This is a genomic window from Listeria immobilis (genome assembly GCF_014322765.1).
In the GTDB taxonomy this organism is placed as follows: Bacteria; Bacillota; Bacilli; order Lactobacillales; family Listeriaceae; genus Listeria; species Listeria immobilis.
The window spans coordinates 1-26,816 of the sequence record NZ_JAASTZ010000012.1; the positions used below are offsets into that span (position 1 = coordinate 1).

28 protein-coding genes are annotated in these 26,816 nt (G+C 35.4%); 11 read left to right on the forward strand and 17 right to left on the reverse strand.

All coding sequences use genetic code 11. The features are described from left to right. Positions 1-329: 329 nt before the first annotated feature. Positions 330-776: a peroxide-responsive transcriptional repressor PerR gene (gene perR / locus HCJ50_RS09965; RefSeq protein ID WP_185347129.1), complete on the reverse strand. Its 447-nt coding sequence runs from the start codon at positions 774-776 to the stop codon at positions 330-332. Positions 777-861: 85 nt separating this feature from the next. Next, the gene (locus HCJ50_RS09970) at positions 862-1,803 is read right to left on the reverse strand and encodes a D-2-hydroxyacid dehydrogenase (RefSeq protein ID WP_185347131.1); all 942 of its coding nucleotides are present in this window, start codon (positions 1,801-1,803) and stop codon (positions 862-864) included. Between the two features lie 143 nt (positions 1,804-1,946). On the opposite strand from HCJ50_RS09970, the gene HCJ50_RS09975 reads away from it, so the two are divergent. Both HCJ50_RS09975 and HCJ50_RS09980 read left to right on the forward strand, forming a co-directional pair. After that, positions 1,947-3,236 (forward strand): glutamate-1-semialdehyde 2,1-aminomutase, encoded by a 1,290-nt coding sequence (locus HCJ50_RS09975; protein ID WP_185347133.1) that lies wholly within the window; start codon positions 1,947-1,949, stop codon positions 3,234-3,236. A gap of 114 nt (positions 3,237-3,350) precedes the next feature. Further along, the gene (locus HCJ50_RS09980) at positions 3,351-4,439 is read left to right on the forward strand and encodes an aromatic acid exporter family protein (protein WP_185347135.1); all 1,089 of its coding nucleotides are present in this window, start codon (positions 3,351-3,353) and stop codon (positions 4,437-4,439) included. A gap of 42 nt (positions 4,440-4,481) precedes the next feature. Here the strand turns inward: HCJ50_RS09980 and ntdP are convergent, their stop codons facing one another. From ntdP to mutY, 3 genes are all read right to left on the reverse strand, one after another. After that, a complete protein-coding gene (ntdP, locus tag HCJ50_RS09985) occupies positions 4,482-5,009 on the reverse strand; it encodes a nucleoside tri-diphosphate phosphatase (protein WP_185347137.1) in 528 nt (175 codons plus the stop codon). A 145-nt stretch (positions 5,010-5,154) separates the two neighbouring features. Beyond that, positions 5,155-5,901: an enoyl-[acyl-carrier-protein] reductase FabL gene (gene fabL, locus HCJ50_RS09990; protein ID WP_185347139.1), complete on the reverse strand. Its 747-nt coding sequence runs from the start codon at positions 5,899-5,901 to the stop codon at positions 5,155-5,157. A 3-nt stretch (positions 5,902-5,904) separates the two neighbouring features. Next, positions 5,905-7,002, reverse strand: a complete 1,098-nt coding sequence (mutY, locus tag HCJ50_RS09995; protein WP_185347141.1) for an A/G-specific adenine glycosylase — start codon at positions 7,000-7,002, stop codon at positions 5,905-5,907. 199 nt (positions 7,003-7,201) lie between these two features. Between mutY and HCJ50_RS10000 the strand changes: the two genes are divergently transcribed. Further along, positions 7,202-8,182: a metal-dependent hydrolase gene (locus tag HCJ50_RS10000; RefSeq protein ID WP_185347143.1), complete on the forward strand. Its 981-nt coding sequence runs from the start codon at positions 7,202-7,204 to the stop codon at positions 8,180-8,182. A 142-nt stretch (positions 8,183-8,324) separates the two neighbouring features. On the opposite strand, the gene HCJ50_RS10005 is transcribed toward HCJ50_RS10000, so the two are convergent. The 3 genes from HCJ50_RS10005 to recX are packed head-to-tail and all read right to left on the reverse strand — an operon-like array spanning position 8,325 to position 9,843. Then, positions 8,325-8,786 carry a dCTP deaminase/dUTPase family protein gene (locus HCJ50_RS10005; protein WP_185347145.1) on the reverse strand — a complete coding sequence of 154 codons (462 nt, stop codon included), beginning with the start codon at positions 8,784-8,786 and terminating at the stop codon, positions 8,325-8,327. A 12-nt stretch (positions 8,787-8,798) separates the two neighbouring features. Continuing rightward, complete coding sequence (locus tag HCJ50_RS10010) at positions 8,799-9,032, reverse strand: YfhJ family protein (protein ID WP_185347147.1); 234 nt, start codon at positions 9,030-9,032, stop codon at positions 8,799-8,801. Between the two features lies 1 nt (position 9,033). Continuing rightward, entirely contained in the window at positions 9,034-9,843 is an 810-nt protein-coding gene (gene recX / locus HCJ50_RS10015; protein WP_185347149.1) for a recombination regulator RecX, read from the reverse strand. A gap of 95 nt (positions 9,844-9,938) precedes the next feature. Between recX and HCJ50_RS10020 the strand changes: the two genes are divergently transcribed. Continuing rightward, positions 9,939-10,841 (forward strand): TIGR01777 family oxidoreductase, encoded by a 903-nt coding sequence (locus HCJ50_RS10020; RefSeq protein WP_185347151.1) that lies wholly within the window; start codon positions 9,939-9,941, stop codon positions 10,839-10,841. An 18-nt stretch (positions 10,842-10,859) separates the two neighbouring features. On the opposite strand, the gene mprF is transcribed toward HCJ50_RS10020, so the two are convergent. After that, positions 10,860-13,457, reverse strand: coding sequence for a bifunctional lysylphosphatidylglycerol flippase/synthetase MprF (gene mprF, locus HCJ50_RS10025; RefSeq protein WP_185347153.1), 2,598 nt, complete (start codon positions 13,455-13,457; stop codon positions 10,860-10,862). A gap of 24 nt (positions 13,458-13,481) precedes the next feature. Continuing rightward, positions 13,482-14,156 carry a VanZ family protein gene (locus HCJ50_RS10030; RefSeq protein ID WP_185347155.1) on the reverse strand — a complete coding sequence of 225 codons (675 nt, stop codon included), beginning with the start codon at positions 14,154-14,156 and terminating at the stop codon, positions 13,482-13,484. A 205-nt stretch (positions 14,157-14,361) separates the two neighbouring features. Between HCJ50_RS10030 and HCJ50_RS10035 the strand changes: the two genes are divergently transcribed. Continuing rightward, positions 14,362-15,327 (forward strand): cation diffusion facilitator family transporter, encoded by a 966-nt coding sequence (locus tag HCJ50_RS10035; RefSeq protein ID WP_185347157.1) that lies wholly within the window; start codon positions 14,362-14,364, stop codon positions 15,325-15,327. 53 nt (positions 15,328-15,380) lie between these two features. Here HCJ50_RS10035 and HCJ50_RS10040 read toward each other — a convergent pair whose 3' ends face one another. From HCJ50_RS10040 to HCJ50_RS10055, 4 genes are all read right to left on the reverse strand, one after another. Continuing rightward, positions 15,381-15,929: a GNAT family N-acetyltransferase gene (locus HCJ50_RS10040; protein ID WP_185347159.1), complete on the reverse strand. Its 549-nt coding sequence runs from the start codon at positions 15,927-15,929 to the stop codon at positions 15,381-15,383. A 337-nt stretch (positions 15,930-16,266) separates the two neighbouring features. Then, positions 16,267-16,665, reverse strand: a complete 399-nt coding sequence (fosX, locus tag HCJ50_RS10045; protein ID WP_185347161.1) for a FosX/FosE/FosI family fosfomycin resistance hydrolase — start codon at positions 16,663-16,665, stop codon at positions 16,267-16,269. Between the two features lie 17 nt (positions 16,666-16,682). After that, positions 16,683-18,062: a 23S rRNA (uracil(1939)-C(5))-methyltransferase RlmD gene (gene rlmD, locus HCJ50_RS10050; protein WP_185347162.1), complete on the reverse strand. Its 1,380-nt coding sequence runs from the start codon at positions 18,060-18,062 to the stop codon at positions 16,683-16,685. Between the two features lie 64 nt (positions 18,063-18,126). Beyond that, on the reverse strand, positions 18,127-18,507 hold the full coding sequence (locus HCJ50_RS10055) for an OsmC family protein (protein WP_185347164.1): 381 nt from the start codon (positions 18,505-18,507) through the stop codon (positions 18,127-18,129). Positions 18,508-18,613: 106 nt separating this feature from the next. On the opposite strand from HCJ50_RS10055, the gene HCJ50_RS10060 reads away from it, so the two are divergent. Continuing rightward, entirely contained in the window at positions 18,614-19,258 is a 645-nt protein-coding gene (locus tag HCJ50_RS10060) for a deoxynucleoside kinase (protein ID WP_185347303.1), read from the forward strand. Positions 19,259-19,283: 25 nt separating this feature from the next. Here HCJ50_RS10060 and HCJ50_RS10065 read toward each other — a convergent pair whose 3' ends face one another. Then, on the reverse strand, positions 19,284-20,153 hold the full coding sequence (locus HCJ50_RS10065) for a YihY/virulence factor BrkB family protein (RefSeq protein WP_185347165.1): 870 nt from the start codon (positions 20,151-20,153) through the stop codon (positions 19,284-19,286). Positions 20,154-20,241: 88 nt separating this feature from the next. On the opposite strand from HCJ50_RS10065, the gene HCJ50_RS10070 reads away from it, so the two are divergent. After that, positions 20,242-20,463 carry a DUF1128 domain-containing protein gene (locus HCJ50_RS10070; RefSeq protein WP_185347167.1) on the forward strand — a complete coding sequence of 74 codons (222 nt, stop codon included), beginning with the start codon at positions 20,242-20,244 and terminating at the stop codon, positions 20,461-20,463. 20 nt (positions 20,464-20,483) lie between these two features. Here HCJ50_RS10070 and HCJ50_RS10075 read toward each other — a convergent pair whose 3' ends face one another. Both HCJ50_RS10075 and map read right to left on the reverse strand, forming a co-directional pair. Then, the gene (locus HCJ50_RS10075) at positions 20,484-21,290 is read right to left on the reverse strand and encodes an aminoglycoside N(3)-acetyltransferase (RefSeq protein ID WP_185347169.1); all 807 of its coding nucleotides are present in this window, start codon (positions 21,288-21,290) and stop codon (positions 20,484-20,486) included. Between the two features lie 114 nt (positions 21,291-21,404). Further along, complete coding sequence (gene map / locus HCJ50_RS10080) at positions 21,405-22,163, reverse strand: type I methionyl aminopeptidase (protein ID WP_185347171.1); 759 nt, start codon at positions 22,161-22,163, stop codon at positions 21,405-21,407. Positions 22,164-22,351: 188 nt separating this feature from the next. On the opposite strand from map, the gene HCJ50_RS10085 reads away from it, so the two are divergent. The 4 genes from HCJ50_RS10085 (at position 22,352) to mreBH (ending at position 26,803) form a co-directional block, all read left to right on the forward strand. After that, positions 22,352-22,798 (forward strand): flavodoxin, encoded by a 447-nt coding sequence (locus tag HCJ50_RS10085; RefSeq protein WP_185347173.1) that lies wholly within the window; start codon positions 22,352-22,354, stop codon positions 22,796-22,798. 142 nt (positions 22,799-22,940) lie between these two features. Then, positions 22,941-24,173 (forward strand): aminopeptidase, encoded by a 1,233-nt coding sequence (locus HCJ50_RS10090; RefSeq protein ID WP_185347174.1) that lies wholly within the window; start codon positions 22,941-22,943, stop codon positions 24,171-24,173. 103 nt (positions 24,174-24,276) lie between these two features. Then, the gene (locus HCJ50_RS10095; protein WP_185347176.1) at positions 24,277-25,533 is read left to right on the forward strand and encodes an MDR family MFS transporter; all 1,257 of its coding nucleotides are present in this window, start codon (positions 24,277-24,279) and stop codon (positions 25,531-25,533) included. Positions 25,534-25,810: 277 nt separating this feature from the next. Continuing rightward, positions 25,811-26,803, forward strand: a complete 993-nt coding sequence (mreBH, locus tag HCJ50_RS10100) for a rod-share determining protein MreBH (RefSeq protein WP_185347178.1) — start codon at positions 25,811-25,813, stop codon at positions 26,801-26,803. Positions 26,804-26,816: the final 13 nt, after the last annotated feature.

The window sequence follows — 26,816 nt, forward strand, 5'->3', positions numbered from 1 at the left end:
TGCCCTGCGATTACCAGTGAGACTTTACGTCTCATTGCTTTTCGTCTTCTTCTTTGTTCAGTTTTCAAAGGTCAGTTAGCCGCTTAAAATCTTGTTGTTTGAATGTTTTTGTTTGTTTTTTGCGACTTTTAAATCATATCATTTCAGCGTTTATCTGTCAACAACTTTTTAAATTTATTTTATAAATAAAATCCTTTTAAATCACTGCTATTGTAGCGCCGAAAACTAATATATCAAGTTTTAAGATATATGTCAACTGAATTATGCATAAAATTAAATAAAAATGAAAATAATATAAAAAAACACCTAGCAAGACTAAGTGTTTTTGATTATTTATCTAATTGTTTTGCTTTACATTCAGGACATGTACCGTATACTTCTAACCGATGATTATCGATTTCATATCCAGTTACATGTGCTGCAAAATGCTCTACTTCATCAAGTCCAGGATAATGGAAATCCACTATCTTTCCACAAACATTACAAATCGCATGATAATGGTTGGATGTTGAAAAATCAAATCGGCTTGAAGCGTCACCATAGGATAATTCTTTAATTAGACCAGCATCGCGAAAAACACGCAAATTATTATATACTGTTGCTACGCTCATATTAGGAAAGTTTCCTTCTAATGACCGGTAAATATCATCTGCGGTCGGGTGTGTATGTGAGTTAATTAAAAATTCAAGTATAGCATGACGCTGAGGGGTGATTCTCACTCCAGTTTTCTTCAAGACATCTACTGCCTCTTTTAAAGTTGCATTAGACACCGCCATGCACTCCCTTCCAAAAATAATTATTATATTAATTATAATACCGGAAATAAAGCTTCACTGTCAATAGAACGGCATAATTAAAAGCTTAATAACCTTTATCTAAATCTATTTCATTTCGCAAATCCGTATTTTCTTTAAAATGAACGATATTCTCCAACCAAATTTCAAAACTACGATCCAAGTATTTATCTGAATGCCCTGATACGTGCGGCGTGATAGTTATATTTGCTGCTTGCCACAGTGCACTTCCTTGTGAAAGTGGTTCTTCTGGTAAAACATCTAGATAGAAATGTGAAATAAGCTTTCGTTTCGCTACTGTTTCTAATACATCTAATGAAACAGCACTTCCTCTTCCAATGTTAATAAAAACAGCATTGCGTTTCATTTTTTCAAAGAAGGCAGTGGTATAAATACCTGTTGTTTGTTTTGTTTGAGGAAGCACGCTAACAAAAAAGTCTGCTAAAGAAGCTACTTTTTCTAACTCTGTAATTGCATATGTTTGATTGAATGGTTCTACTGGTATTCCTGTGGTATTAATACCAATTAGACGCATATCAAAGGCTTGAGCAAATTCCGCTACTTTAGATCCAATCGCTCCTGCACCTGCTACTACAAGTGTTTTACCAGCTAGTTCTGTTATTGGCTCCTCACTTTCCCATTGTTCTTTTTTTTGCTTATCATAGAAGAAAGAAGCTTTTTTTACATGATTTAACATAAAAGATAGTGCAAATTCTCCCATTGGAATAGCATGAATTCCTCTTACATTTGCTACTTTTATTTTTCTGTCTTGAATAATTTTTTTTGGTAGTCCATCTATTCCTGCTGAGAAAACCATAATAAATTTTAAATTAGTAGCTCTTTCGACAATTTCTTCTGTTAGGTTCGACCCATATGTGACAATTGCATCGACTTCTGCTAAGTTGGCAAAATGATCGTTATTTCCATAATAGAAAGTATCTTCTGGAAATTGCTCTTCTTGCAACCTTTTCAGTTTTTCTGGCACATTAAGTGTGAACAAGGTTTTCATTTTGCCTCACTCCCGTCCTTTTTATTTTAAGTTAATTTTATGCTTTTTTTCACTTATCGGCAATTATATTGTTTTTTCGATTGCGACATCTCATTTTTTCGCATAAAATATATAAAGTATTAAACTATTGAGGAGATGACAAAATGAATCATTCGATGTCAGAAAAATTGCATGATGAAGCACTTTTACATATTGTTGGCGGGGTAAATAGTCCATCTAGATCTAACAAAGGTGTTGGTGGTGGTATTCCTGTTACTATGGAAAGAGCTAATGGTGCTTACTTTTATGATGTAGACGGAAATAAATATATTGATTATTTAGCGGCATTTGGCCCAATTATTACAGGACATGCACATCCTCATATTACAGAAGCGATTACAAAAGCAGCGCAAAATGGCGTTTTATATGGGACGCCGACAAAACATGAGATTACTTTTGCGAAAATGTTGAAGGATGCCATTCCCTCACTTGAAAAAGTCCGTTTTACGAATTCTGGAACGGAAGCAGTGATGACTACAATTCGTGTCGCTCGTGCTTATACTGGTCGTGATAAAGTCATTAAATTTGCTGGATGCTATCATGGTCATTTTGATTTAGTTCTTGTGGAAGCTGGTTCAGGTCCATCAACACTTGGTATTCCCGACTCGGCTGGTGTAACAAGGTCAACAGCTGAAGAAGTAATTACAGTTCCGTTTAATGATTTAGAAGCTTTTAAAGAAGCACTTACTGTTTGGGGAGATCAAATCGCTTGTGTTTTAGTAGAACCAATCGTTGGGAACTTCGGAATGGTTGCTCCTGCTGAAGGTTTTTTAGAAAGTGTTAACGAATTAGCACATGCAAATGGTTCTTTAGTAATTTATGATGAGGTTATTACAGCATTTCGTTTTATGTATGGTGGCGCCCAAAATTATCTTGGTGTTATCCCTGATTTGACAGCGATGGGTAAAATTATTGGTGGTGGTCTGCCAATTGGTGCTTATGGTGGACGTGTTGATATTATGGAAAAAATTGCCCCACTAGGACCTGCTTATCAAGCCGGAACGCACGCAGGGAATCCAGCTTCCATTTTATCAGGAATTGCTTGTCTAGAAGTTTTACAAGAAGAAGGTCTTTATGATCGCTTTGAAAAATATGGAAAAATGTTAAAAGAAGGTATTGAAAAAGCAGCCAATAAATATGGTATTGCTGTAACAGTGAATCAGATTGTTGGTGCGTTAACAGTATACTTTACAGATGAACCTGTTACGAATTATGCAGAAGCTGGCGATACAAATGGAGAAAAATTTGGTCAGTTCTTTAAAGGAATGTTGGAAGAGGGAATCAATTTAGCACCGTCCAAATACGAAGCTTGGTTTATTACCTCCGCACATTCTGAGGCAGATATTGAAGAAACCATTCGTGCTGTGAACACCGTATTTGCGAAAATGGTTTAAGGTAAATAGGTAATATTACTGTATAAACTTGAGAGAAACGTTATAATAGAAGAAGAATGAGCGAGATATTTAATAAGTCTCGCTCAAATAGTCTATAGAAAGGAATAACCTTCCATGAAATTCGGAGCTAGAATTTTGAAAACAGGTATTGCAATAACACTTGCGCTATTTATTGCCGAGCTTTGCAACTCACCTTCTCCATCTCTGGCAGGCATTTCCGCCGTTTTTGCTATCCAGCCTTCTATTTATAGGTCTTATCGTACTATTTTAGAACGTGCACAAGGGAATATTATTGGAGCTATCATCGCGATTATTTTTGGATTATATATTGGAAATGACTTTATTTTAATTGGTGTTGCCTCCATTATCTGTGTGGCTTTATTAATGCAGTTTCGTTTAGAAAATACGATTGGTCTTGCTGTTGTGACTCTCATTATTGTAATGGACTCACCCGGTAATGACTTTTTAGAAATCGCACTTATTCGTTTTGGAACGATTATGTTAGGATTGCTTGCTGCTTTTATTGTTAATTTATTTTTTATCCCGCCAAAATATGAAGTTTCGTTATTCCAGTTAATTTATAATACTAATAGCGAGATTGTTCGTTGGATTAAACTAAACCTTCGCCATGCTGCTGATTTTCCACTTCTAAAAAAAGATATGGAATGGATGCAAAAACAGTTGAATCAAACACGTAACTTATATGGATTTTACCGAGAAGAGCGTACTTTCCTCAAGAAAAGCGCAGTTTCTAAAGGTCGAAAAATTGCGGTTTACAGGCAGATGTTGCTTTGTTCGCAAAAAGGTTTTGAGCTTCTGAAAATTCAACATCGTTACGAAAATGATTATTTACAACTGCCACCAGATAAACAAGAATTAATTAGACAGCATATTGATTATTTAACAGATAAACATGAACAGTTACTTCTTACTTATATCGACAAAGTTTCTATTGATTTGGACTATGTCGAGTCCCATTTAGCACAAGATCCGCAAGATTTAATGCAACTTTTCCTACGTGAAATGGAAGAAACAGAAAAAGATGAGTATGAAGAAATGATGGACAAATATCATTTAATGCGTATTATCGCTTCTATTTTTGCTTATCAAGAGACTGTTGATTATTTAGAAAAATTAATTCATAGCTTTAAACTTCGACATACAGAAGAAAATCAGATTGATATTAATGTGAATGAAGAATAAACAAAAAACGAGCTTGGAAAATTAATTCCAAAGCTCGTTTTTTTAACGGTATTCCTTATACTTTTCATACCAAATGTCGATATAATCAGGTGAAAATGGACCTTTTTTATCCAATATCCAATGACTTAATATATCCACATTAGTCTTTAGTATCCTGTCTATGGAGTCTGGGTACTTCATTTGGCGACGGTGCTGCTCGTATTCGCCCTCATCAAGCAAATGAAACCTACCATCTGGGAATACTTTAATATCGAGGTCGTAGTCAATGTATTTTAGCGCTTGTTCATCCACTGCAAATGGTGTTCCTAAATTGCAATAGTGATAAATGCCATCTTCACGAATCATTGAAATTACATTAAACCAGTAATCACTATGAAAGTAGCAAATAGATGGTTCGCGCGTTACCCATTTACGTCCGTCCGCTTCCACGACCAATGTATGGTCATTTCCACCGATAATAATATTCTCTGTAGATTTAAGCACCACTGTCTTTTTCCAAGTACGATGAAGTTTACCGTTATGTTTGTAACTCTTGATCTGTATTATTTCTTTCTCTTTGGGTAAGTACATCCTTTATCCTACTTTCCTCATGTACTATCAAAATCAATATCATTATAACATAACGTAACACTGCAAAAAAACAATATTGTGCTAAAATGGTAGAATTTCATCAAAAAACTAGGATTTGCCTCAAAAATAAGTAATTTCTAGCTTATTATACGAGTAAAGTTCTTCCACCATCCACTAAAATCGTTTGTCCGCGAATCATATCAGCTTTGTCGCTAGCAAGAAATAGTACCGCATTGACTAAATCGGCAGGAACAATCATTCGGCCGGCTGGTGTTTTACTAACTGCATCCTCAAGTAACGCTTCCCTATTTGGAAAATGATCTAATGCCTCTGTTTCGATTAAACCGCCTGAAACAGCATTGACTGCTATACCAAATGGAGCAAGTTCTACTGCTAAATAGCGAGTTAGTGCTTCTACAGCTGCTTTAGAAACACCAACTGTTGTATAATTTTCTAAATAACGAATTGATCCAATAGAGCTAAGACTGATTATTTTACCGCCATTTCCACGTTGCATTAATTTTGCTGCTTCTTGTCCTGCAAAAAGTAACGCCTTAGCATTAATATTCATCGTCCAATCCCAGTGCGCTTCTTCTAACTCCATTAATGGTCTAAGTACTCCACTTGCTGCATTATTAATAAATATATCTAATCTGCCAAACTCTGCATCCACTGCCACAAATAGTTCTTTAATCTTTTCAACATCACCAACATTCGCTTTAAAAATCTCGCATTTTTTGCCTAACTTTTCGATTTCTTGCTTTACTTCTTCTGCTTTTTTTCGATTTCTAGAAAAGTTTACTGCAATATCATAACCTTCTTTTGCAAGCGCGATTGCAATTTCCCGACCAAGTCCTCTACTACTTCCTGTTACAAGTGCTACTTTGTTCATTTATTAATCCCCCTTAAATTCTTTCCAAGCTTGCCACATTTTTTGGTAAGGTACTGGAAAAGCAAGTCGTTCCATTTCTTCTTCTGTTGCAAAATACCAATTTTCTTTTAATTCCGCTGATTGAAGTGTTGCTACTTGGATGTCCATTTTCCAAACTAAATGTGAGAAAACATGTTTAATATGTGCAATTGATTCTGTTTCAAGTAAAATATCTAGTCCATATTGATGTAAAAATTGTAACTTGGCTACTTCTTTGTTTTCTTTTTTAGTTATTTCAATGGTTGGAAACTGCCACATATTAGCAAGTAATCCGTTATCAGGTCTTTTTTCAATGGCAATTTTACCATCTTCTGAAAAAACAAGAATGCTTAGTAATTCTTTTGTTTTCGTTTTAACTTTTTTGATTTTTACTGGATAATTTGTTTCTACACCATTTTTATGTGCCTCGCAAAATGGTTGAAGTGGGCAAAGTAAGCACATTGGTTTTGTTGGCGTACAAACGAGTGCGCCAATTTCCATTAACCCTTGATTAAACGCTGCAGGACTTGTTTTGTCAATTAGTTGATAAAGCACTTCTTCAAAAATTTTTCTTGTAGATGCCTTCATTATGTCTTCGCTAATTTCTAACACACGAGCAATTACGCGCATAACATTCCCATCCACTGCTGGTTCCGCTTGATTATAAGCAATACTTAAAATCGCTCCCGCTGTGTATGGCCCTACCCCTTTTAAGGACAAAATTGTGGTTAAATCACTTGGAACCTCTCCTGAAAAATCTGTCATTACTTGTTTCATTGCAGTTTGAAGATTTCGTACTCGTGAATAGTAGCCAAGCCCTTCCCATGCTTTTAAAATATCTGCTTCATCTGCTTGTACAAAACTTTCCATTGTTGGAAATTTAGTCATAAAGCGATTGAAATATGGAATTACTGTGTCGACTTTTGTTTGTTGTAGCATTATTTCTGAGACCCAAATTCTGTATGGTTCTGTATTTTCACGCCAAGGCAATATCCGCTTATTCGCTTCATACCAGGAAACGAGTGCAGTTTGAAAGGCGGTTATTTTTGCTTCGTCCCATGTTAATCTGCTCATTTTTCTCATTTTCTCCTTGTAATTCTAATAGATTTCTAATGTGTGATTATCTAGATATGTAGTATAATGAAAGCAGGGAATAAAAAGATACCCTTTCTTAAGCCGATTTCTATTATACCGAATGCTGGCTTAATTGAATAGTTTTGTGTTTTACTTAAGTAATTTGACAGGTAATTTAAAGATCGATTATTAGAGGAGGCAAAAGTCATTGGATACTGGCACACACGTAGTAATGGGAATTGCACTCGGAGCATTAGCAACTGTAGACCCGGTAGTAGCCGGAAGTTCTCAAGCTGCCATTGGAATTATGACAGCAACAATTATTGGTTCACAAATTCCAGACATTGACACCGTACTAAAACTAAAAAATAATGCTGATTACATTAGAAATCATCGTGGAGTAACACACTCCTTGCCGATGCTTGCAATTTGGCCATTACTTATTTCATCTATTTTATACCTATTCTTCCCAGCGGCCACGTTCATTCATTTATTGTTATGGACATTTATCGCAGTTGGGTTACACATTTTTGTAGATATTTTTAACGCCTACGGGACACAAGCGGTAAGACCGTTTAAAGAAACTTGGGTTGCATTTGGATTTATCAATACTTTTGATTGGTTCATTTTTGGTTCTCATGTAGTTGCTATCGCTGCATGGTTACTTGGTTCTCCAGCTGCTCCAACGTTTATCACGCTATATGCAATTTTAGCACTTTATTATATAGCAAGGTTTGTGACGCAGCGAATGATTAAACATGCGGTTCAAAACTTGATTCCCGATTCAGAAGAAATTATTATCGCTTCCACAATTCACTTCTTTCAGTGGCGCGTGGCAGTTACAACGAAAGATCACTATTATGTAGGTAGAGCTTTCAAACGAAACATTTCAATTTATGAAAAATTTGATCGCTTGCCTGTTCCCGATAACGAGATTATACGTTCTGCTAAATTAGATAAAAATCTCGCTGCATTTATTTCTTTTTCCAAAGTGTACAACTGGAGGATAGAAGAAAAATTAGACGGAACTTATGTGACTTTTACTGATTTACGATATCGAAGTAATGGGCATTATCCTTTTGTTGCTGTTGTGAAGTTAGATGATAATTTAAATATTGTCTCTTCTTATACCGGCTGGATATTCTCTACTGAAAAATTATACAAAAAACTAGCACCTGTTAGTATTTAAAAAAAGAAGCTGGGACAAAACTAAAGCTCAGCACTAAAAGTTGAAATATAGAAAAGCAGAAATCATTGTATAGAGCCATTTTGAAAAATGGATTAGACATGATTTCTGCTTGTTTTTCATTTTAGAGACCCAGGCTTTTTTGTTACCTTCCTGTACTTCCAACTCCACCTATACGTGATTCATTGGCAACAATATCTGTATCGGCAACCAAGTATTTCTGAAAAACACCTTGAGCGACACGTTCTCCAAGTTCGATTTCTACAGGCTCAGTAGAGAAGTTTTTAATGGCAATTCCGATATTCCCATCATTTCCAGGATTGCTGTAATAAGATGAGTCGATAATACCCGTCCCATTGCAAAGTAGTAGCCCTTTTTTAATCCCCATAGATGAGCGTACATAAATATTTAACACTTCATCTTCTTGCATATAACTTTTAATATCTGTCCAAAAAATATGTTTTTCGCCTGGTTGGATGATTACTGTTTCATTGGAGAAAAAATCATATCCCGCAGAGCCTTTATCTCCGCGAATTGGTAATGATATAACTTGATTTTCAAACTTTCGGCTCGCTTTATTTACAACTTCAAATCCTCTTACTTTCACGTGGTTGCCTCCCTATTTGTTTGGATCTTTTCGTTTTACTTGATGTAAAGAACTACCGTGACGTTCAATTTGTTGTCGAACATAGTCAGCGGCATATTCAGGCCCGCGATATGGGTAACCAGCTTTTGCATAGGAACTTTCGAAATCTGACCAAAGCATTTCGATCCACCATAACGCTTGTTCTTTATCTAAATGCGGATTTTTCGCCATTAAATCTGCAGTCAGCTCATCTAAATACGCATACATTTCACTCTTCCTCCTCAAAACTAATCTCATTTTCGGTTAGGTATGATTGAATTGTATCATAAGAAAAACCTTTCTGCATTAGTGATGTAATTGTTTTTTGCTTAGCTATACTTGGTTTAAAGCGTTTATTTTTGCGAATCGCTTTTTCCAATTGTTTCTGTAAAATTTCCAGTTCATCTGCTGCATCGAGTCCACTTGTAACATTTGTAGCTACGAGTTTTGCAAGTTCACTTGTGTATCCTTTTTGGATTAAATCTGTGATGATTTTTTGTTGTAATATTTTTTTTGCACTTTTAGTATTTCTTTTCATAATTTTTTGCGCTTGTTTTTCGGCGTTTTCAGCTTGGGCTTCTTCTGAATATCCCAAGATAACTTGACTAATGATTTCACGAGTTAGTCCTTTTTCCACAAGTTCTCTTTCAATCGTTCTTGGCCCTTTTAAAGTTGTTTTAATTTGTGTTTTTGTATATAACTCAGCAAATTCTGCGTCATTGATATAATCCATGTCTGCTAATTTTTTTAAAATCGCATCAATTGCGTAAGGCTCCATCTCTTGTTTTTTCAAGTAATCTCGAATTTCTTTTTCTGAACGAACTCGGTGAGATAAAAAATGGATTGCTTTATTTAGTCCTTTTCGTACCATATCTGCTTGTTTTATTTCTTCTATCTCAGCCTCAGTAATTGCTTTGCCTTTCATAAGTTGGAATCTAGCGAGAACTTCTTCATCAACACTAAAGTTGTATTTTTCATCAATAAAAATATTGTAACGCTCTTTATTTTTTTGCTGGACACTGATGGACGTGATTTTCATAATACGCCTCCTTTTCTAATCTATCATACCTCAAATATTGGTTTTAATACTACTAAAAAGGGAATATAAAGTTAGATAATAAAGAGGTGATTAATTTGCATATTCTACTTACAGGAGCAACAGGTTTTATTGGCGATCATTTAGTACATGAATTAGAAAAATCAAATCACGAAATCTATATTTTAACTAGAAAACAGCTTAAAGATCGAGCGAATGTACACTATATTGAATGGTTAACATCAGATAAATTACCTAACTTGGAAGACTTACCAATTGATATTTGCATTAACCTAGCCGGGGAAGGGTTAATGGATGAAAAATGGTCAAATGATAGAAAGAAGGCGATTGTAAATAGCCGCATCGAAGCTACTTCAGCGCTTTTATCCATTGTAAAAAAAATGAAAATAAAGCCGAAACTGTGGATTAACGCAAGTGCGATTGGAGCATATAACTCTTCCAAATCAACCATTTATTTGGATACAGAAGAAAATCCTTATGCAGCTAATTTTCTTGGGAAAACTGTATATGAGTGGGAAAAGACTGCTAGTGCTGCAAACGACTTAGGTATTCGTGTTGTTTATGCTCGATTTGGGCTTGTCCTTGGAACGAATGGCGGCTCATTCCCAGCCTTCAAAAAACTGTTTCAAACTTATACTGGTGGTAAATTAGGAAGTGGGCGTCAATGGTATTCTTGGATTCATGTTGATGATGTTGTTGCTGCAATGTTATTTATTTTTCAGCATGAACAAATAAATGGCATCGTAAACTTCACAGCACCTCATCCTGTACAAGAGAAGAAATTCGCTGAACGATTAGGTAAAAAAATGCATAAACCTTACAATACACCCATTCCTAAAAAAATGATTTCCTTAATTCTTGGTGAGCGAGCAATGACCATTCTTGATAGTCAAAGAGCTTATCCAGAAAAATTAATGAGCCATCACTTTGAATTTCAATTTGAAACGTTGCAAGAAGCTATTGATGACTTAATTGAATAGAAAAAAGTAGATTCTGAATTACTCAGAATCTACTTTTTTGCTTGCTTCATCAAGTGGTATATCTAATACAACTTGATTATTGGCAAGCGGTCGTTTTCTCCCAACGAGGATCATTAATTGGAGCATTGTAAACGCAATAGAGCTTCGTTTTCTAAAAGCAACAAATTTTTGTTCCCATTCGGTAACATATTTGGATTTAAAATTTCTTAATCCTTTAAAACCATAAAATCCTTGACTATAGCGATATACTAGTCCTGCCAAACGTTCGCCGAGAAAAGCGTATTTACTTTCCCCAACATTGGCTAATGGCGCCATACCAGCATTGAATATTTGGAAACCATCTTCTTTTGCTTTTTCAAATAAATTGATAAATAGAAAATCCATTATGCCAGATGGTGCTTCTTTTGAATAGCGCATTAAGTCGATGGATGTCATTTCGCTCGTATAAGATGGCATCATTGTAGCAAAGCCGATAATAGTACCTTCTCCATTTTTTGCGATAGCAATGCCTGCCTGCTCGATATAGTATCTGTCAAAAAAGCCAAGTGAGAATCCTTTTTCCTCTCTACCATCTAGCCATTCATCAGAAATTGCTCGTAATGTTTTCCACGTCTCTTTATTAAATGGCGGTTGTAACACTTCAAAAGTATATCCTTCCCGTGCTAATTTATTCATTAGCGCGCGCTCCCCTTTTTTCTTTTTACCGCTCATTGTAAAGCTTTGAACGTCTACAAATCCTTCTTCACCTAGCTTGATAAAATCAAAACCGTGATCATGTAAATATGGAATCATCGTACCGCGAACTTCATAGAAGACTGGACGATAACCAAATCGATCAGCATTTGTCATCACTTCTTCAATTGCTTCTTCCATTTTGTCCATATTACCTGTTGGTTCCCCCATGATGACCATTTTATCAGCAATTATTCGATAAGCAAAAAGTACTTCTCCGTCTGCTGCCCAAAATAATAATTTATCACGTAAAAACATTGTATGGCTAACTTCATTTCCGCCCCATTTGGCTAAATGTTCTCGAATTTTTACTGCTTCAAACGGAGAACCTAGTTTTTCTTTTGTAGTGGAGAGATAAATGTAAATAATTACTAAGCTGACAACAGCAATGAAAACTCCAACGAAACCGACTAGCCACAAGTGCTCTGAAGCAATTTGTAAATAATCTGGAATTTTTTTGGAATGTTTAATATTAGGTGAATTATAAATACCGATAATAATATAACCTGCTAGACAGACAATGAATATAATACTATCGATAATAATTTTACTCCAAGTATAGACAAGTTTTTCACGATAAAATTCATTTCTTGCTAAGAATAAACAAAGTAAGACGATACCCAGAAACACTGCTTGTTTGATAGAAAAGACGCGAGCAAGCGTATTGAAAATTGCACAGCCGAGTACAATAAAGGTAATTATATATGCTTTTTGAGTTTTACATTCAATTCCACGAGCAAGTCCAAGTAATAAAAATCCAAAAGCTACTATTGTTATTTGCGATGTAAATAAGAAATTAAATGGCATAATTTTATAGAGTAAAGGTACATGATATATCGCATTTGGAATTGCGGATGATAAAATTAATAATAATCCTGAAACATATACAAAAATAACTAAAAAGCGGTGAGCTACCTTTTGTAAGAATAATAGTGGTAATCCTTCTAAAAAGTCATTAACACGTTTGCCCGCTTTTTGAACGAAGAATAAAAGTCCGACGAAAAACGGAATAATATAATAAAAAATGCGGTAAAATAACATCCAAGCAAGTGCAAGTTCTTCTGAAATACCTAATTGACTTAATCCTAGAATCATTACTACATCAAAGGTTCCTACTCCACCTGGTACCATCGATGCAATTCCGATTACAGAAGCAATAACAAATAGTGGAAATACTTTAAAGATATCAACTGGCTCCCCAAGCATGATACCTATAATAGCAAAACAACCAAACGCAAATCCCCACTCTAACAGAGATGCAACAATTAAGGTTAACTCTCTTTTAATTGGTAGATCTACAAACAATGACTTGCTTTTCCATTTTGTCACTATAAACAAGATTGGAAAATACAACCCACCAGCAAGAAGCCACGGCCAGTATTTAATAAAATGGTTCGCAAAGCCTGGTATTAGTAATGTAGCAAGAGATACTAAACAATAAATGGATAAACCAGAAACAAGGAATAAAGCGATTTTTGAGATGGCAAGCAATATTTCTTTATGGGAAGCATTTTTTCCATAAAAACTAGCTCTTAAACTCGCTCCTAACACGCCTCCAAATCCGCCAATATTCGTAAAAGTATTTGTAATCCATCCTGAAGCTACCACATGACTAGGCGAAAACTTTCCAGGTAATAATTTTACAATAACATAATCGTATAAAAGCATTGGTGTAACTGCTATTAGCCCGATAATAAACATTAGAAATATTTGTTCTGGGCTTTGAGATGTTAAGTTTGCTTTTAAAGAAGGATAATCAATATCCTTAGCAATACTAATAATTTCGAATACAACAAACGCCATCACAAAAGTAATAAATACAATTTTAACAATTGTGCTATTTTTTTGAAACCAACCATAGGCTTGCATTAATTTTTCTTTCATACTGATTCTCCTTAACTAATCCATTCATCTTCGTTTATTTATTCGTTTTCTTACCGGCGGAATAATATAGGCAAATAAAATACCAATTAAACCACTTAATGTATTTAAAATAATATCATCCACATCTGTTGAGCGGTCTGGTGGTAACGATATACCCTCAAAACCAGTAATCATCGTTGTTTGAATAAATTGCAGCAACTCAATTCCGCATGAAGTTAGAAAGACTACCATTAATGCCTTCCATCCAGAATTAGTTATCTTAAAGTAAAGCAAAAAGAAAGATAACGGTGATAGTAATAAGACATTCCCAATAATTTGAATAATAGTTGGCATCGTTGGTAAGGTTTGCGTAAATGTATTTTCGATTGTTGTAAATGGAATTAAATTAATCATTTCTTTTTGAATATGAAAATTTCCCGTATATATACTATTTACAAAATCGCCAATAGAGATATAGGCAACAAGATGTAATAAAATAAAAATATATAATATAAAAACGCAAAACCAGATAAAGTCTAGCCAATTTTTTAATTTTGCCATTTTAGCTAATATGATTGTTGCGATAAATAGCAAACAACTATTTGCTATTGTATTAATTAAATCTGCATTATTTCCAAATTGTAGTGCCAAGGATACACCATATAATAGGTATAACACAGGCAATAGCAATACAAAAAAACGGCATTTTTGGACTTGCATGTGAGTATTCCAACGCCTTCCATTTCAAGATAATTTCAAACTCTCTAAATGAGCTTCTAGTAATAGTTTAGCAGATATAAAAATGAAAAGAAAGGCTGTATATACTTACATTTTTGCAAGCTTAGGTAAGGTACACTAGTTTCCATTTTACCTTTTCGAAAAAAAGTGCTACAATTTCTTAATGATATTCGTGGAGGAGACTAGAATGAAGGAATTATTTGGATTACTAAAAGAAGGTAATAAATCAGCTTTAACAGCAGCTCTTGTTAATACAATTGTTTCGATTATAAAAGGTGTAACTTATTTTTTCACAGGTAATATCGCGATGTTTGCGGAGACTTTACACAGTCTTGGTGATGCTGCTAACCAATTTTTTGTTTTTATCGGTTCGGCATTAAGCAAAAAAAGACCAACAAAACGTTTTCCACATGGTTTTGGTCGTATGGTCAATTTAGTATTACTAGGAGCCGTTATTGTTGTTGGTATTATGGCGTTTGAAACCATTCGTGAAGGTTTTGCACATATAATTCACCCTGGTAGTTCCACTGGTTTCCTTATAAATTTAATTGTTCTTTTGCTTTGTACAGCCCTTGAGTTCTCCGTTCTTATAAAAGCAATGCGTGAAATCACACATGATGTTGGTTTAGAATCAAAAGGACTTGCCTTATTTAAAGATAGTATTCATAACCTAAGCAAAGCCAAAGCAGCAACAAAACTTGTATTTCTTGAAGATTCTGTTGCTACTGGTGGCGGGCTTTTGGCAATGATTGCTGTGATTATTTCGCATTACACACCTTACCATCAAGCGGAAGGGATTGCTTCCATGCTAATTGGTGTAATGATGTTTATCGTTGTTGGAAAAGTCTTTTTAGATAATGCTGCCGGAGTTATTGGTGAGTCTGACAAAAGTATGCATTTAACTGTTGGTCAATTGGTGATGAGCGATCCTGATGTGCGTGATATTCAAGTATTAACCGTTCTTAAGGAAGGCGATGTATTTCATGTGGATGTTGAAATTGAGCTAGATCCTATGCTTACATTAGCTGAAGTAGATGATATTAAGGACCGATTAGAGGATAATATTGGTAAACTACGCGGTGTTGCAGATGTTCTTATTTCGTTTGATGAGGATGACGCAATTCGAAATTGGGAATACGGAGACGGTCGTTAATAAATAAAAAAGCCAAGTGTTGCCGCTACAGACTGCACTTGGCTTTTTGGTTACTATTTTAAATCTTCCGGGTTAATTATGGCTAGTACTTGATGATCCTCCCAGGTTCCATTAATCCGAACGTTTTTGATTGCTAAGCCTTCCAAATGAAATCCCGCTTTTAAAAGCACCTGCTTAGAACGCTCATTTTTGGGCATGACTCCTGCTTCAATTCGGTGAAGTCCTAAAATATCAAAGCCAAAATCAACCATTAATTTTACCGCTTCTGTCGCGTAGCCATTCCCATTATGTTCTTTATCTAAAAAATAACCGATAAAAGCGGATTGCAAAGATTCTCGTAAAATACTAAATAAATTAATTGTTCCTATTAAAACATCCGTCTCTTTTAAAAATATCCCATAGTAATATTCCACATCATTTGCAGCAAAATCTTCTAAACGTAAAATAAGCGCTTGTTGTTCTTCTATTGTATAAAAACGCTCATCTCGCTCCATTGAATAATTTTCAAAAAATGCTTTATTTTTTAAATGAAATGCTAGTTTTTGATCAATATCCGTTAGTTGAAATGGTTTTAGATAAATTCTTTCCCCTGTAATCCGCATCCTAACCCTTCCCGTATTTTTCTAAATTATAAATTTGTTTTTCAATGATTGCAAGTTATACTCTTTTTTGATTTTTATTTTATAATTTAGACAAATATAGGATGATCGTTGAACCAAAAGGCTAATACTTCTACAACAGATAAAAAAGATGACCTAATGAAAATAAAAATACCCACCTATTCATTTAGGCGGGCGTTTGATTTAATTTTAAAATAGTTTTCAATTCTGCTTTAAACATCCGTCGCTATAATTTGTTAAATGGCCCTACTAAATCCTCTAGTATCACTATTCTACAACGTTCGCTGTTTTATCAAAAAATTTTTTGATTTATAGAATCCTATTTATAATGGCGCAGTCTTTCCTCCAGTGTCCCGGCATGTAGCTCAAATAGATGATTATCGAAATCATAAAAGTAAATTGATTGTCCTTCTCCGGGAACGCGAGCACGAGCTGGTTTTATTTCTGCGCCAACTGCTTCAATTTTGCGAAGATATTCCTCTATTTCATCAGCTTGAATTTCAAAAGCAATATGATTATATGTGCGATCTTGTAAAGAATCCCCTTCCATGATACATACCCATAACCCTGCGATTATAAAGAATTTCTCTTTGGAAAGGGAGAAAGTTGTTTCCCCACTTTCATAAACTTCTTTAGCATTAAAAATAGTTGTTAAAAAGGTAGTTGTTTTTTCTAAATCTTGTACAATTAAAGTGATATGACTTAATCCAGCAACCAAAAAAACACCTCATTTACTTAATTATTTTTAAGTTCTAAAAGTACCACTGTTTCCACATGTGCTGTTTGCGGGAACATATCCACAGGTTGGATATAGCGAACGCGATATTTTTTCGCAAGTAATGCCAAATCGCGTGCAAGTGTTGATGGATTACAAGATACATAAACTAATTGTTCTGCTTCTGCTTGTAGTAAAGATTGAATCAAACCTTTGTCGCAACCGCTTCTTGGTGGATCGACTATTACGGCATTTGGTTTAAAGCCTTCATTCATCCATTTTGGTAAAATATCTTCTGCTTTGCCAACTTCATAGTAGACATTTTCTAAGCCATTTTTTTCGGCGTTTCGTTTGGCGTCTTCAATTGATTCTGGAATAATATCCATGCCGCGAACTTCTTTTACTTTCGAGGCAAATGTTTGGCCAATAGTTCCAACTCCACAGTAAGCATCGACTAGAGTTTCACTACCTGTAAGTACGAGCGCTTTTTCTACTTCTTGATAAAGTCGTTCGGTTTGGAACGGATTTAATTGGAAAAAGGCACGTGCAGATAAATTAAATTCTAGTTCCATTAATTTTTCATGGATACTTTCTTTTCCTGCTAAAAGGAAGGTTTCTTCGCCAAATATAATAGATGATTTGGCTTGATTCACATTTTGCATTATGGAGGTTACTTCTGGTAACGCTGCTTCGATTTCTGCGAGGATTTCCCGTTTTTTAGGTAATTTTTTACTATTTGTAATAAAGACTAATTGGGTTTCACCGGTTTTTACACCTGTTCGAACGACAAGTGTGCGAACAATCCCGCTGCCAGCTTTTTCGTCATAAATCGGAACGGCATATTTTTCAAGCAAATCACGGACAAAATTCGTTACTTTAATAGTTGCTGGTTGTTGAACAATACAATCTTCAATTGGTACTAATTGATGTGAATTTACTCCAAATAATCCCGTCTCCACTTGACCACTACCAACTAAACGTGTTTGGAACTGGCTTTTATTGCGGTAACGCCATGGATCTTCCATACCAATTGTGGCGCGGATATTTAATTTTTGCGGATTTATTTTTGTATGTTTTTCAATTGATTGAATAACAATATCTCGTTTTAATTCAAGTTGAGCATTATATGCCACATGTTGCAGCTGACATCCACCACACGCTTCATATACTGGGCATGGTGCGGTAACTCGGTTAGGGGATTTCTTACGGATTTTGTTGATTTTTGCTTCGGTAAAACGATCACGCACTTTGACGGCTTCTACAACTACCTCTTCTCCGGTAATTGCGCCAGGAACAAATACAACTGCTTTTTTAAAGTAGCCAATTCCTTCCCCATTGATTCCCATACGTCTAATCGTTAGTGGGAATTTTTGTCCTTCTTCTACTGGATTTTGATTCATTATTTTCCTCCATCATTCCAAGTCTTCATTAATACTAACAAAAAAACATCGACTTGTCAGTAGTTTATGGCATGATTTCAAGACTTTCATCGACAATTATGCTATTTTCTACGGAACGGATCATCGAACAGTATTTTGGGGTTAGTTTTAATGCTTTTTCTAATGTTTTTGGGTTTAAATTATCACTGGTTATTTTAAAGTGTAATTGGATATGACTAATTCGATTTTCTTCCTCTGGTATACGTTTCATCGTTGCATCAATCCATAAATCGGTGAAATGGATGCGCTTTTTTTGTAAAATATTTCGAAATACAATGGCACTACAACTCGCTACAGACATTAGCATTAAGTCTGCGGGTGAATAATCAGTCGAGTTTTCATCAATGAAAAATCCCCCTGTGTCAAATCCATTTTTGGTATACACTAATTTTAATGGTTTGGTCATCCTAATCCCTGGTTTCTTCTCTTTTATCGTACAAAAAATCTCTTTATTAAGCAAACTCGTAGTATAATGAATAAATAGTCGGCCAAAAAAGGAGGCTACTCTCATGATGAAAGGAGTAGAAAAAAACGTGATTGTTTTAGCTGGAATGATTGGTGCTGGAAAAAGTAGCTATACTGAACTAATTGCTAAAGAACTTGGGACAAAAGCATTTTATGAAAGCATTCAAGATAATCGAATTTTAGAACTGTTTTATGCAGACCCTAAAAGATGGGCCTTCGCGTTGCAAATTTACTTTTTAAATACACGCTTTCGAAGTATAAAAGCTGCGTTGACTGATCAAAACAATGTGCTGGATCGAAGCATTTATGAAGATGCCCTTTTCACGCAAATAAATTATGAGGAAGGGAATATTTCTGAACCAGAAATGGATACTTACCTTGATTTACTTGATAACATGATGGAAGAGCTAGAGTTTATGCCAAAAAAAGCGCCTGATTTGTTGATTTATTTACGTGGCAGTCTGGATACTGTTTTAAAACGAATTTCTTTGCGCGGACGTCCTTATGAGCAAATTCAAAATAACCCTGGGCTACTTGATTATTACAAACACCTGCATAGTCGCTATGACAGCTGGTTTGAGTCATACAATAAAAGTGCTACGCTTGTCATTAATATTGATGAAGTGGATATTAATAAACCAGCAGAGGCAAAACTAGTAATGCAACTAATCCACGATAAATTAAAACGCTAAAACAGGATGAGTCTGTTTTAGCGTTTTAATTTATTTCTCCTAATTGCTTTTTCTTCTTCCTAATTGCAAGCGTTGCATTAAGTTCTCCGCCCACCATTAAAATAATTCCTGTTAAATAAAACCATAACATCAGTATAATAATCACACCAATACTCCCATATGTTGCGGAATAATTACCAAAATTATTGACATAGTAAGCAAATCCAATTGATGCAACCGTCCAGCCGATAGTGGAAAAAACTGCCCCCGGAAATATACTTAATAAGGTACTACGTCTGTTAGGTGCGACCCAATATAAAAAGGTAAATACTACAAAAATAACAATTAACGTAACAGTCCACCGAAGATTATTCCAGAAACTAAGAAAGTCTTCTGAGAAATTTAAATGGTTAATTAAAAATAATCCAATTTGTTGCCCAAAGACAATTAATAATAAAGTAGCACCAACCGTTGCAAGCATCATAAGTGTGAAGAACATCGATAATAAACGTTGTACCACATAATTACGTTTATTTGTTACTCCATATGCTTTATTTAGTGCTTTCATTACGGCATTCATCCCATTAGAAGCTGACCACAAAGTTGCAATAATCCCAATAGAAAGCAAACCCCCGTTTTTCTGGGTTAATAGGTTATTTAAATTTTCTTCTAAAAAGTCTAAAATCTGCTCTGGTGCAAATTCTTTTAACATATTAAAAACAGAATCTTTGTCAATATGCATATAAGCAAGCAGTGTTGCGGCAATTAGCATCATTGGAAAGATGGAAAATAACATATAATAAGCTAATTGTGCTGCATTTCCAGATACGTCATTTCGCCCTACGCGAACACTAATAGTTTTTCCAACTTGAAAAATACTACTTTGCTTTACAAATTTGACTGTTTTCTTCCACACGTATAGCACTCCTTCCCTAGTCATTCATCTGGAAGTTTTCCAACTATTATGGTAAAATTTTGTCTATTAGTTTGAAAGGAGCAAAAAGATGAATCTTGAAACCCCTTCACAGGAAAACTTGAATTTTATGTTAACCGAAATTACGACTAAATTAAAAATGGTAAATGTTGGCGTATTTGAAAATATCCAACTTGACTCTGTTGATTATAACGCACTTATTGAAATTTATCAGCTAATTAAACGTAAATCAACCTTTAGTACTCGCGAAATGCAGCTATTTGCAGAAGAACTTCGCCGGATTAGAAAATAATAAAAAACTGGAGCCACTTTTTAGTGGTTTTTTGTTTGGAAATAATTCACTCCAAAATCAATTAATTCGCGCATATCATAAATTTTAGTTGGTGCTCCTGAAACAGTTGTCGGATGGAAATCCACTTTTCTTTCATATGCACGACCTAATGCAATAAAAGCCTCACTATCATATTCAATTTCTTGATATTTTTTCCAGGTTATTTCACCTTCTTCTAAAAAAGCTGCTTGATTTTCTACAAGTGGAAACGAGTTAGAACGTTCTTCTGCCAAATGTAGCGATGTATTATTGTTATTATCCACACCAAACAAAATTATTTTTGCTGAAAGTTTATATAATTTTCCTAGTGGCGACTCATCACCTAAGCTTTTTGCAAGTGGCTGATTATGTAGTATCACTTCTTTATCTTTACCCCAAGCGCAAAAAGAGTGATACGGATGAAAACTTCGCTCTACTCCTGGCATTGATCGAAAGGTTTCCGCGATAACTCCCATCCCTCTTGTAGGAGTTACAAGTGGGGCAAAAGGTGGTGTTTCCGAACGAATAGTTTTCCACCAACTTTCTGGCACTGGCGGATTCTCCCATTTAGCAGGATCCGTTAGTTGTCCTGTTTGCGCTGGCATTACTATATTTCCATTTTCACCAATTGTTTCTTGAAGTGCCAAAATAACCGCAACTGCTCCACCACAAATCCAGTGCGCTTTTGACATGGAGGCATGGAAAATAACCGTATCGCCCTTCTCTATTCCAGCTTTTTCTAGGTCTGATACAATTTTTTTCACTGTGTATGGCTTTTTTGTTCGCCAAATAGCCATTTTTTCTCCCATAAGCTTTCACCACCTAAAAAATAAAACCAGATGCTTTAAATAAAACTAGCGAAGTAGAACTCTAACACATGAATTCACTTGCGGCTTTTTTAGGCATCTGGTCATTTAATTTAATTAATCATTTTCACCTTGGTAAGTTAAAATTTCTGGGCCGTCTTTTGTAATGGCAAGCGTATGTTCATATTGAGCGGAAAGCGAGCCATCAACTGTTCTAGCAGTCCAACCATTATCATCCATTTTTGCTTTCCATGCACCCATATTTACCATTGGTTCAATAGTAATAACCATGCCTTCTTTTAAACGTGGCCCTTTTCCTGCTGCTCCAAAATGAGGTACATCTGGTTTTTCGTGTAAAGTTGGTCCCACACCATGTCCGATAAATTCACGAACAACAGCAAGATTTTCAGCTTCTACATAAGTTTGAATCGCATGACCAATATCGCCAATTCTTGATCCAACTTTTGCTTGCTCAATTCCTAAATAAAGAGCTTTATGTGTAACATCCATTAAATGTTTTACATCGTCTGGAATTTCACCTACAGCATATGTCCAAGCAGAATCAGCTAGAGCCCCGTGATAATTGACGACCATGTCTACAGTTACAATATCGCCTTCATTTAGTTTTTGTTTGCGCGGGAAACCATGACAAATTTCATCATTGATGCTTGCACAAATGGCATATTCATATCCTTCAAAACCCTTTTGCTCAGGAGTTGCGCCATTTTTACGTAAATATTCTTCTGTAAAAACTTCTAAATCCCAAGTAGTAATTCCAGGTTTAATGATTTTTTTTATTTCTTTATGTGTATTGGCTAAAATTTTCCCCGCTTCTTTCATTTCATCTATTTCGCGTCTCGATTTAAGTGTAATCATTTCGTTATTTCCCTCCTAAAATTTCCACTATCTACTATTATAGCCCGAAAACCCTTAGAAATAAAGTAATCTGGAAAAAAGGTTGCAGTTTTTCTGAAGACATTTATAATAGAATGTATCAGTTAAAAAATGGTGAACTGGTTTGTGCCATTTTAAACAATAAAATTTTCAGAAAATGGTGATGCAAAATGACAAAAGTAATGATTGTTTATGCCAGCATGACTGGTAACACACAAGAAATTGCCGATATTCTAGGAGAAGAATTGGAAAAATACGATATTGAAGTTGAAATTGAAGAATGTATCTCAGTTGATCCAGAAGATTTACTGGAGTATGATGGTGCGTTAATCGGTGGCTATACGTACGATGATGGTCAACTGCCAGATGAATTTGTTGATTTTTATGAAGATATGGCTGATGTCGATTTTAGCGGCAAAGTATGCGCATCATTCGGTTCCGGCGATACTTTTTATGATGAATATTGTTTAACCGTTGATCTAATTGAGACTCGTCTAAAAGAACAAGGTGCTACCATTCCAGTTGCTGGTCTAAAAGTCGACCTTGATCCTGACGAAGAAGATGTTGTTCGCGCTGAAAGTTACGCAAAAACATTTGTTGATACATTAAAAGGCTAATTTGCAAACAAGCATTCTCCGGAGTGCTTGTTTTTTATTTAGTAAAAATTAAATTTAACAAAAAGCACCGTACATTGGTTGCTTTACCACATTAATTAAGATACAATTCTCGTATTGAATAAAAAGATTGGAGTGATTAATTATGACAGTATTTAGTGAAAAGTTAGAAAAGTATGCAGAATTGATTGTGAAGGTTGGTGTAAACGTACAACCAGAACAGAAAGTGGTAATTATGGCTCCAGTTGATGCAGCTCCATTTGTTAGACTTATTTCTAAGTTTGCTTTTGAAGCTGGCGCAGAGGATGTAATAATAGATTGGCGCGATGAAGAACTTGGCGCTTTACGTTATAAACATGCACCACTACGCGTTTTTGAAAGTGCACCAATACATCGTGTTGCTGAAAAAACAGAACTCGCTAAAGAAGGAGCTTGTTTTATTTCCATTACTTCTGACGATCCTGATTTACTTAATGGTATTGATAGTAACAAAATCTCTACCTTCCAAAAAACAATGGGCGGCGCAATGAGTGAGTTTCGCGAGTTAATGCAAGCTAATGTGGTAAGTTGGACGGTCGTTGCAGCTGCATCACAAGGTTGGGCAGCAAAAGTTTTCCCAGATTTAACACCAGAAGAACAAATGGCAACACTTTGGGAAGCGATTTTTGAAACAACAAGAATTAATACTGATAATCCCGTAGAAACGTGGAAAAACCATGATCAAACATTGGCTGCAAAAGCAGATAGTTTGAATGAAAAACAATTTACTTCTTTACATTATACAGCTCCTGGAACTGACCTTACCATTGGTCTTCCAAAAAACCATCTTTGGGTTGGCGCTGGTAGTAAGAATAAAAAAGGACATGAATTTATGGCAAATATGCCGACAGAAGAAGTATTCTGTTGTGCGGATAAACTAAAAGTGGAAGGCTATGTTTCTAGTACAAAACCACTTAGTTATGCAGGAAATATTATTGACAACTTTAAAATCACTTTCGAAAAAGGTCGTATTGTTGGAGCAGAAGCTGAGTCTGGCGAAGAAATTTTAAAAGATTTAATCGCTACTGATGAAGGTTCCCATTATTTAGGAGAAGTAGCATTAGTTCCAGACCCTTCTCCAATCTCCCAATCTGGCATTTTGTTCTATAACACTCTATTTGATGAAAATGCATCTAACCACTTAGCAATCGGAAGTGCGTATGCATTTAATGTTAAAGGTGGCGAAGAAATGTCTCGTGAAGAATTAGAAGCAGCTGGTGTTAACAATAGCTTAACCCACGTTGACTTTATGATTGGTTCTTCCAAAATGGACATCGATGGTGTAACCGAAACTGGTGAAGTTGTTCCTGTTTTCCGTAATGGTGATTGGGCATTCTAAATCTTTTTTAAAACTTATACCTTTTGCGTAAAACCCTTGTAGCATTATGCTTTCAAGGGTTTTCGTCTGTTAATTTTTATGATAGAAAGTGTGGTGCATTTAGATGAAATTTAAAACATGGGACATCAATTTGAAAGTAAGGCTCTTTGGGGAAGCACTACTCGATATTTCTTTTTGGATGGTCTTCCCCTTTTTAACGATTTATTTTTCAGAAAGTATTGGGCGCGAACTTACCAGTATATTATTAATTGTTTCGCAAATTTTAGCTGTTTTCACTGCCCTTCTTGGTGGCTACTTTGCAGATAATTTTGGACGAAAACGGATGATGAGTATTTCTGTTATCGGCGAAGGATTAGGCTTTCTTGTATTTGCGATTGGCGCGCTTCATATAGTTGATTCGCCTTACTTAAGTTTTGCTGGGTTTACGATTGCAAGTATTTTTATGGCATTTTATCAACCCGCAAGCCAAGCAATGATTGCCGATGTTGTTCCACCAGAACATCGGACACATATTTATTCTGTCTTTTATATGATGGTCAATATTGCGGTTGTAATTGGTCCAATTCTTGGTTCTGTTTTGTTTTATAATTTTACGACCGAAACATTACTTGCTATTGTATGTGCTGATTTATTATTGCTATTCTTATTACAAAAATTTGGTCATGAAACTGCGCCATTAGTCATTAATCCAGCGCTAAAAAAAGATGCGATTCGAAAAAATATTGGCACAGTTTTAATCGAACAATTGAAAAATTATAAAGTTATTTTTAAAGATAGGATTTTCTTTTTATACATTGTTGCCGGTATTATTATTTCTCAGTCGTTTATGCAACTGGATCTACTCTTTCCGCTTTATATTAAAGAAGTTATTGGTGCATCCGACCTTTTCTCCTTCCATTTTACCGGAGAGCAGCTGTTTGGCGTTATCGTTTCCATCAATGGATTCTTTGTTGCTGCACTAACAGTCGTTGTCACTCGTTGGATGAGCCATTTTAGAGAAAAATTTGTTTTTATGAATTCTTCTTTTCTTTACGGAATTGCGATTTTCCTATTTGGCATTTCGACTGGACCTTGGGGAGCGATTTGTGCGATTATACTCTTTAGTTTTGCGGAACTTATGACGGTTGGTTTACAACAAAACTTTGTCTCGCAACTTGCTCCAGAAGATAAACGGGCAATGTATTTCTCGGCAGCTGGACTTCGTTATACTCTTGGTAAAGTTATTGCACCACTTGCCATTACATTGGCGGCTCTAATTGGTTATACAGCTACTTTTGTTGGCATTGGTATTTTAGCTTTGATCAGTGGGCTGATTTATTATTATATGTATGCAGAATTTGAGAAACAGCACCAAGTATAGTTTTGATTTTTTTGACCCAGTGTAATTTAATTAATAAATAAAAAGCAAAAACTACAGAAAAAGGTTAACCCTTGCTTTCTATAGTTTTTGCTTTATTTGATTACTTTTTTTACGTTTTATTTACGAAAACGCGTGGAAACGGCTATTTTCAGGTGTTTAAATTACCTTTTCATGTCATATTTGTTTAAACAAGGTATATTAGAGGAAAAAAGACTATACTGTTACTTGTACACCTAGAATTGGCTTGTTATTTATATAAAGAAAGTTAGGTGTAAAAATGTTTGGAATAACAACTATTGGAATTGATTTAGGCACTGCAAATATTTTAGTCTACAGCAAAGACAAAGGTATTATTTTGAATGAACCATCTGTTGTCGCGCTAAATACAGATAATGGTTCGGTTTTAGCAATTGGTCATGAGGCAAAAGAAATGATTGGAAAAACGCCAACTTCAATTTCTGCCATTCGTCCAATGAAAGATGGCGTAATTGCTGATTTTGATTTAACTAGTGGCTTACTTCGGGAAATTATGCGGAGAATTTCTGCTAGTGGTGTTAAAAAACCAAATGTGGTGGTTTGTACACCAACTGGCGCTACATCGGTAGAACGTCGAGCAATTTCTGATGCTGTTAAGTCTACTGGTGCACGTTCTGTTGTTTTAATTGAAGAACCGGTTGCGGCTGCAATTGGTGCTGATTTACCTGTGTCAGAACCGGTTGCCAATGTGATTGTTGACATCGGTGGTGGTACTAGCGAAATTGCGATTATTTCTTATGGTGGCGTTGTTTCTAGTACATCCATTCGTACTGGTGGCGACCATATGGACGAAGAAATCATCCAGTATATCCGTAAGAACTATAATCTTTTAATTGGGCAAACAACTGCCGAACGCATTAAAATGGAGCTTGGTTATGCGCCCATTGAACATGTAACAAAAACAGCTGAAATTCGTGGCCGCGATTTACTTACTGGCTTGCCAAAAACAGTGGAAGTAAGCTCAGTCGAAATCCAAAGCGCCCTTTCAGAAACATTACTCCGCGTTCTCGAAGCTATTCGAAATACACTTGAAATGTGTCCTCCTGAATTAAGTGGAGATATTGTGGATCGTGGAATTATTTTAAGCGGTGGTGGATCATTGCTACAAGGCTTCCGCGACTGGCTTGTTGAAGAAATTGATGTTCCTGTACATATGGCTCCGAGTCCCCTTGAATCAGTTGCTATCGGGACAGGTAAGTCACTTGTCTTTGCAGATAAATTAACAAAAAATTAATTAAAAAGTAAGC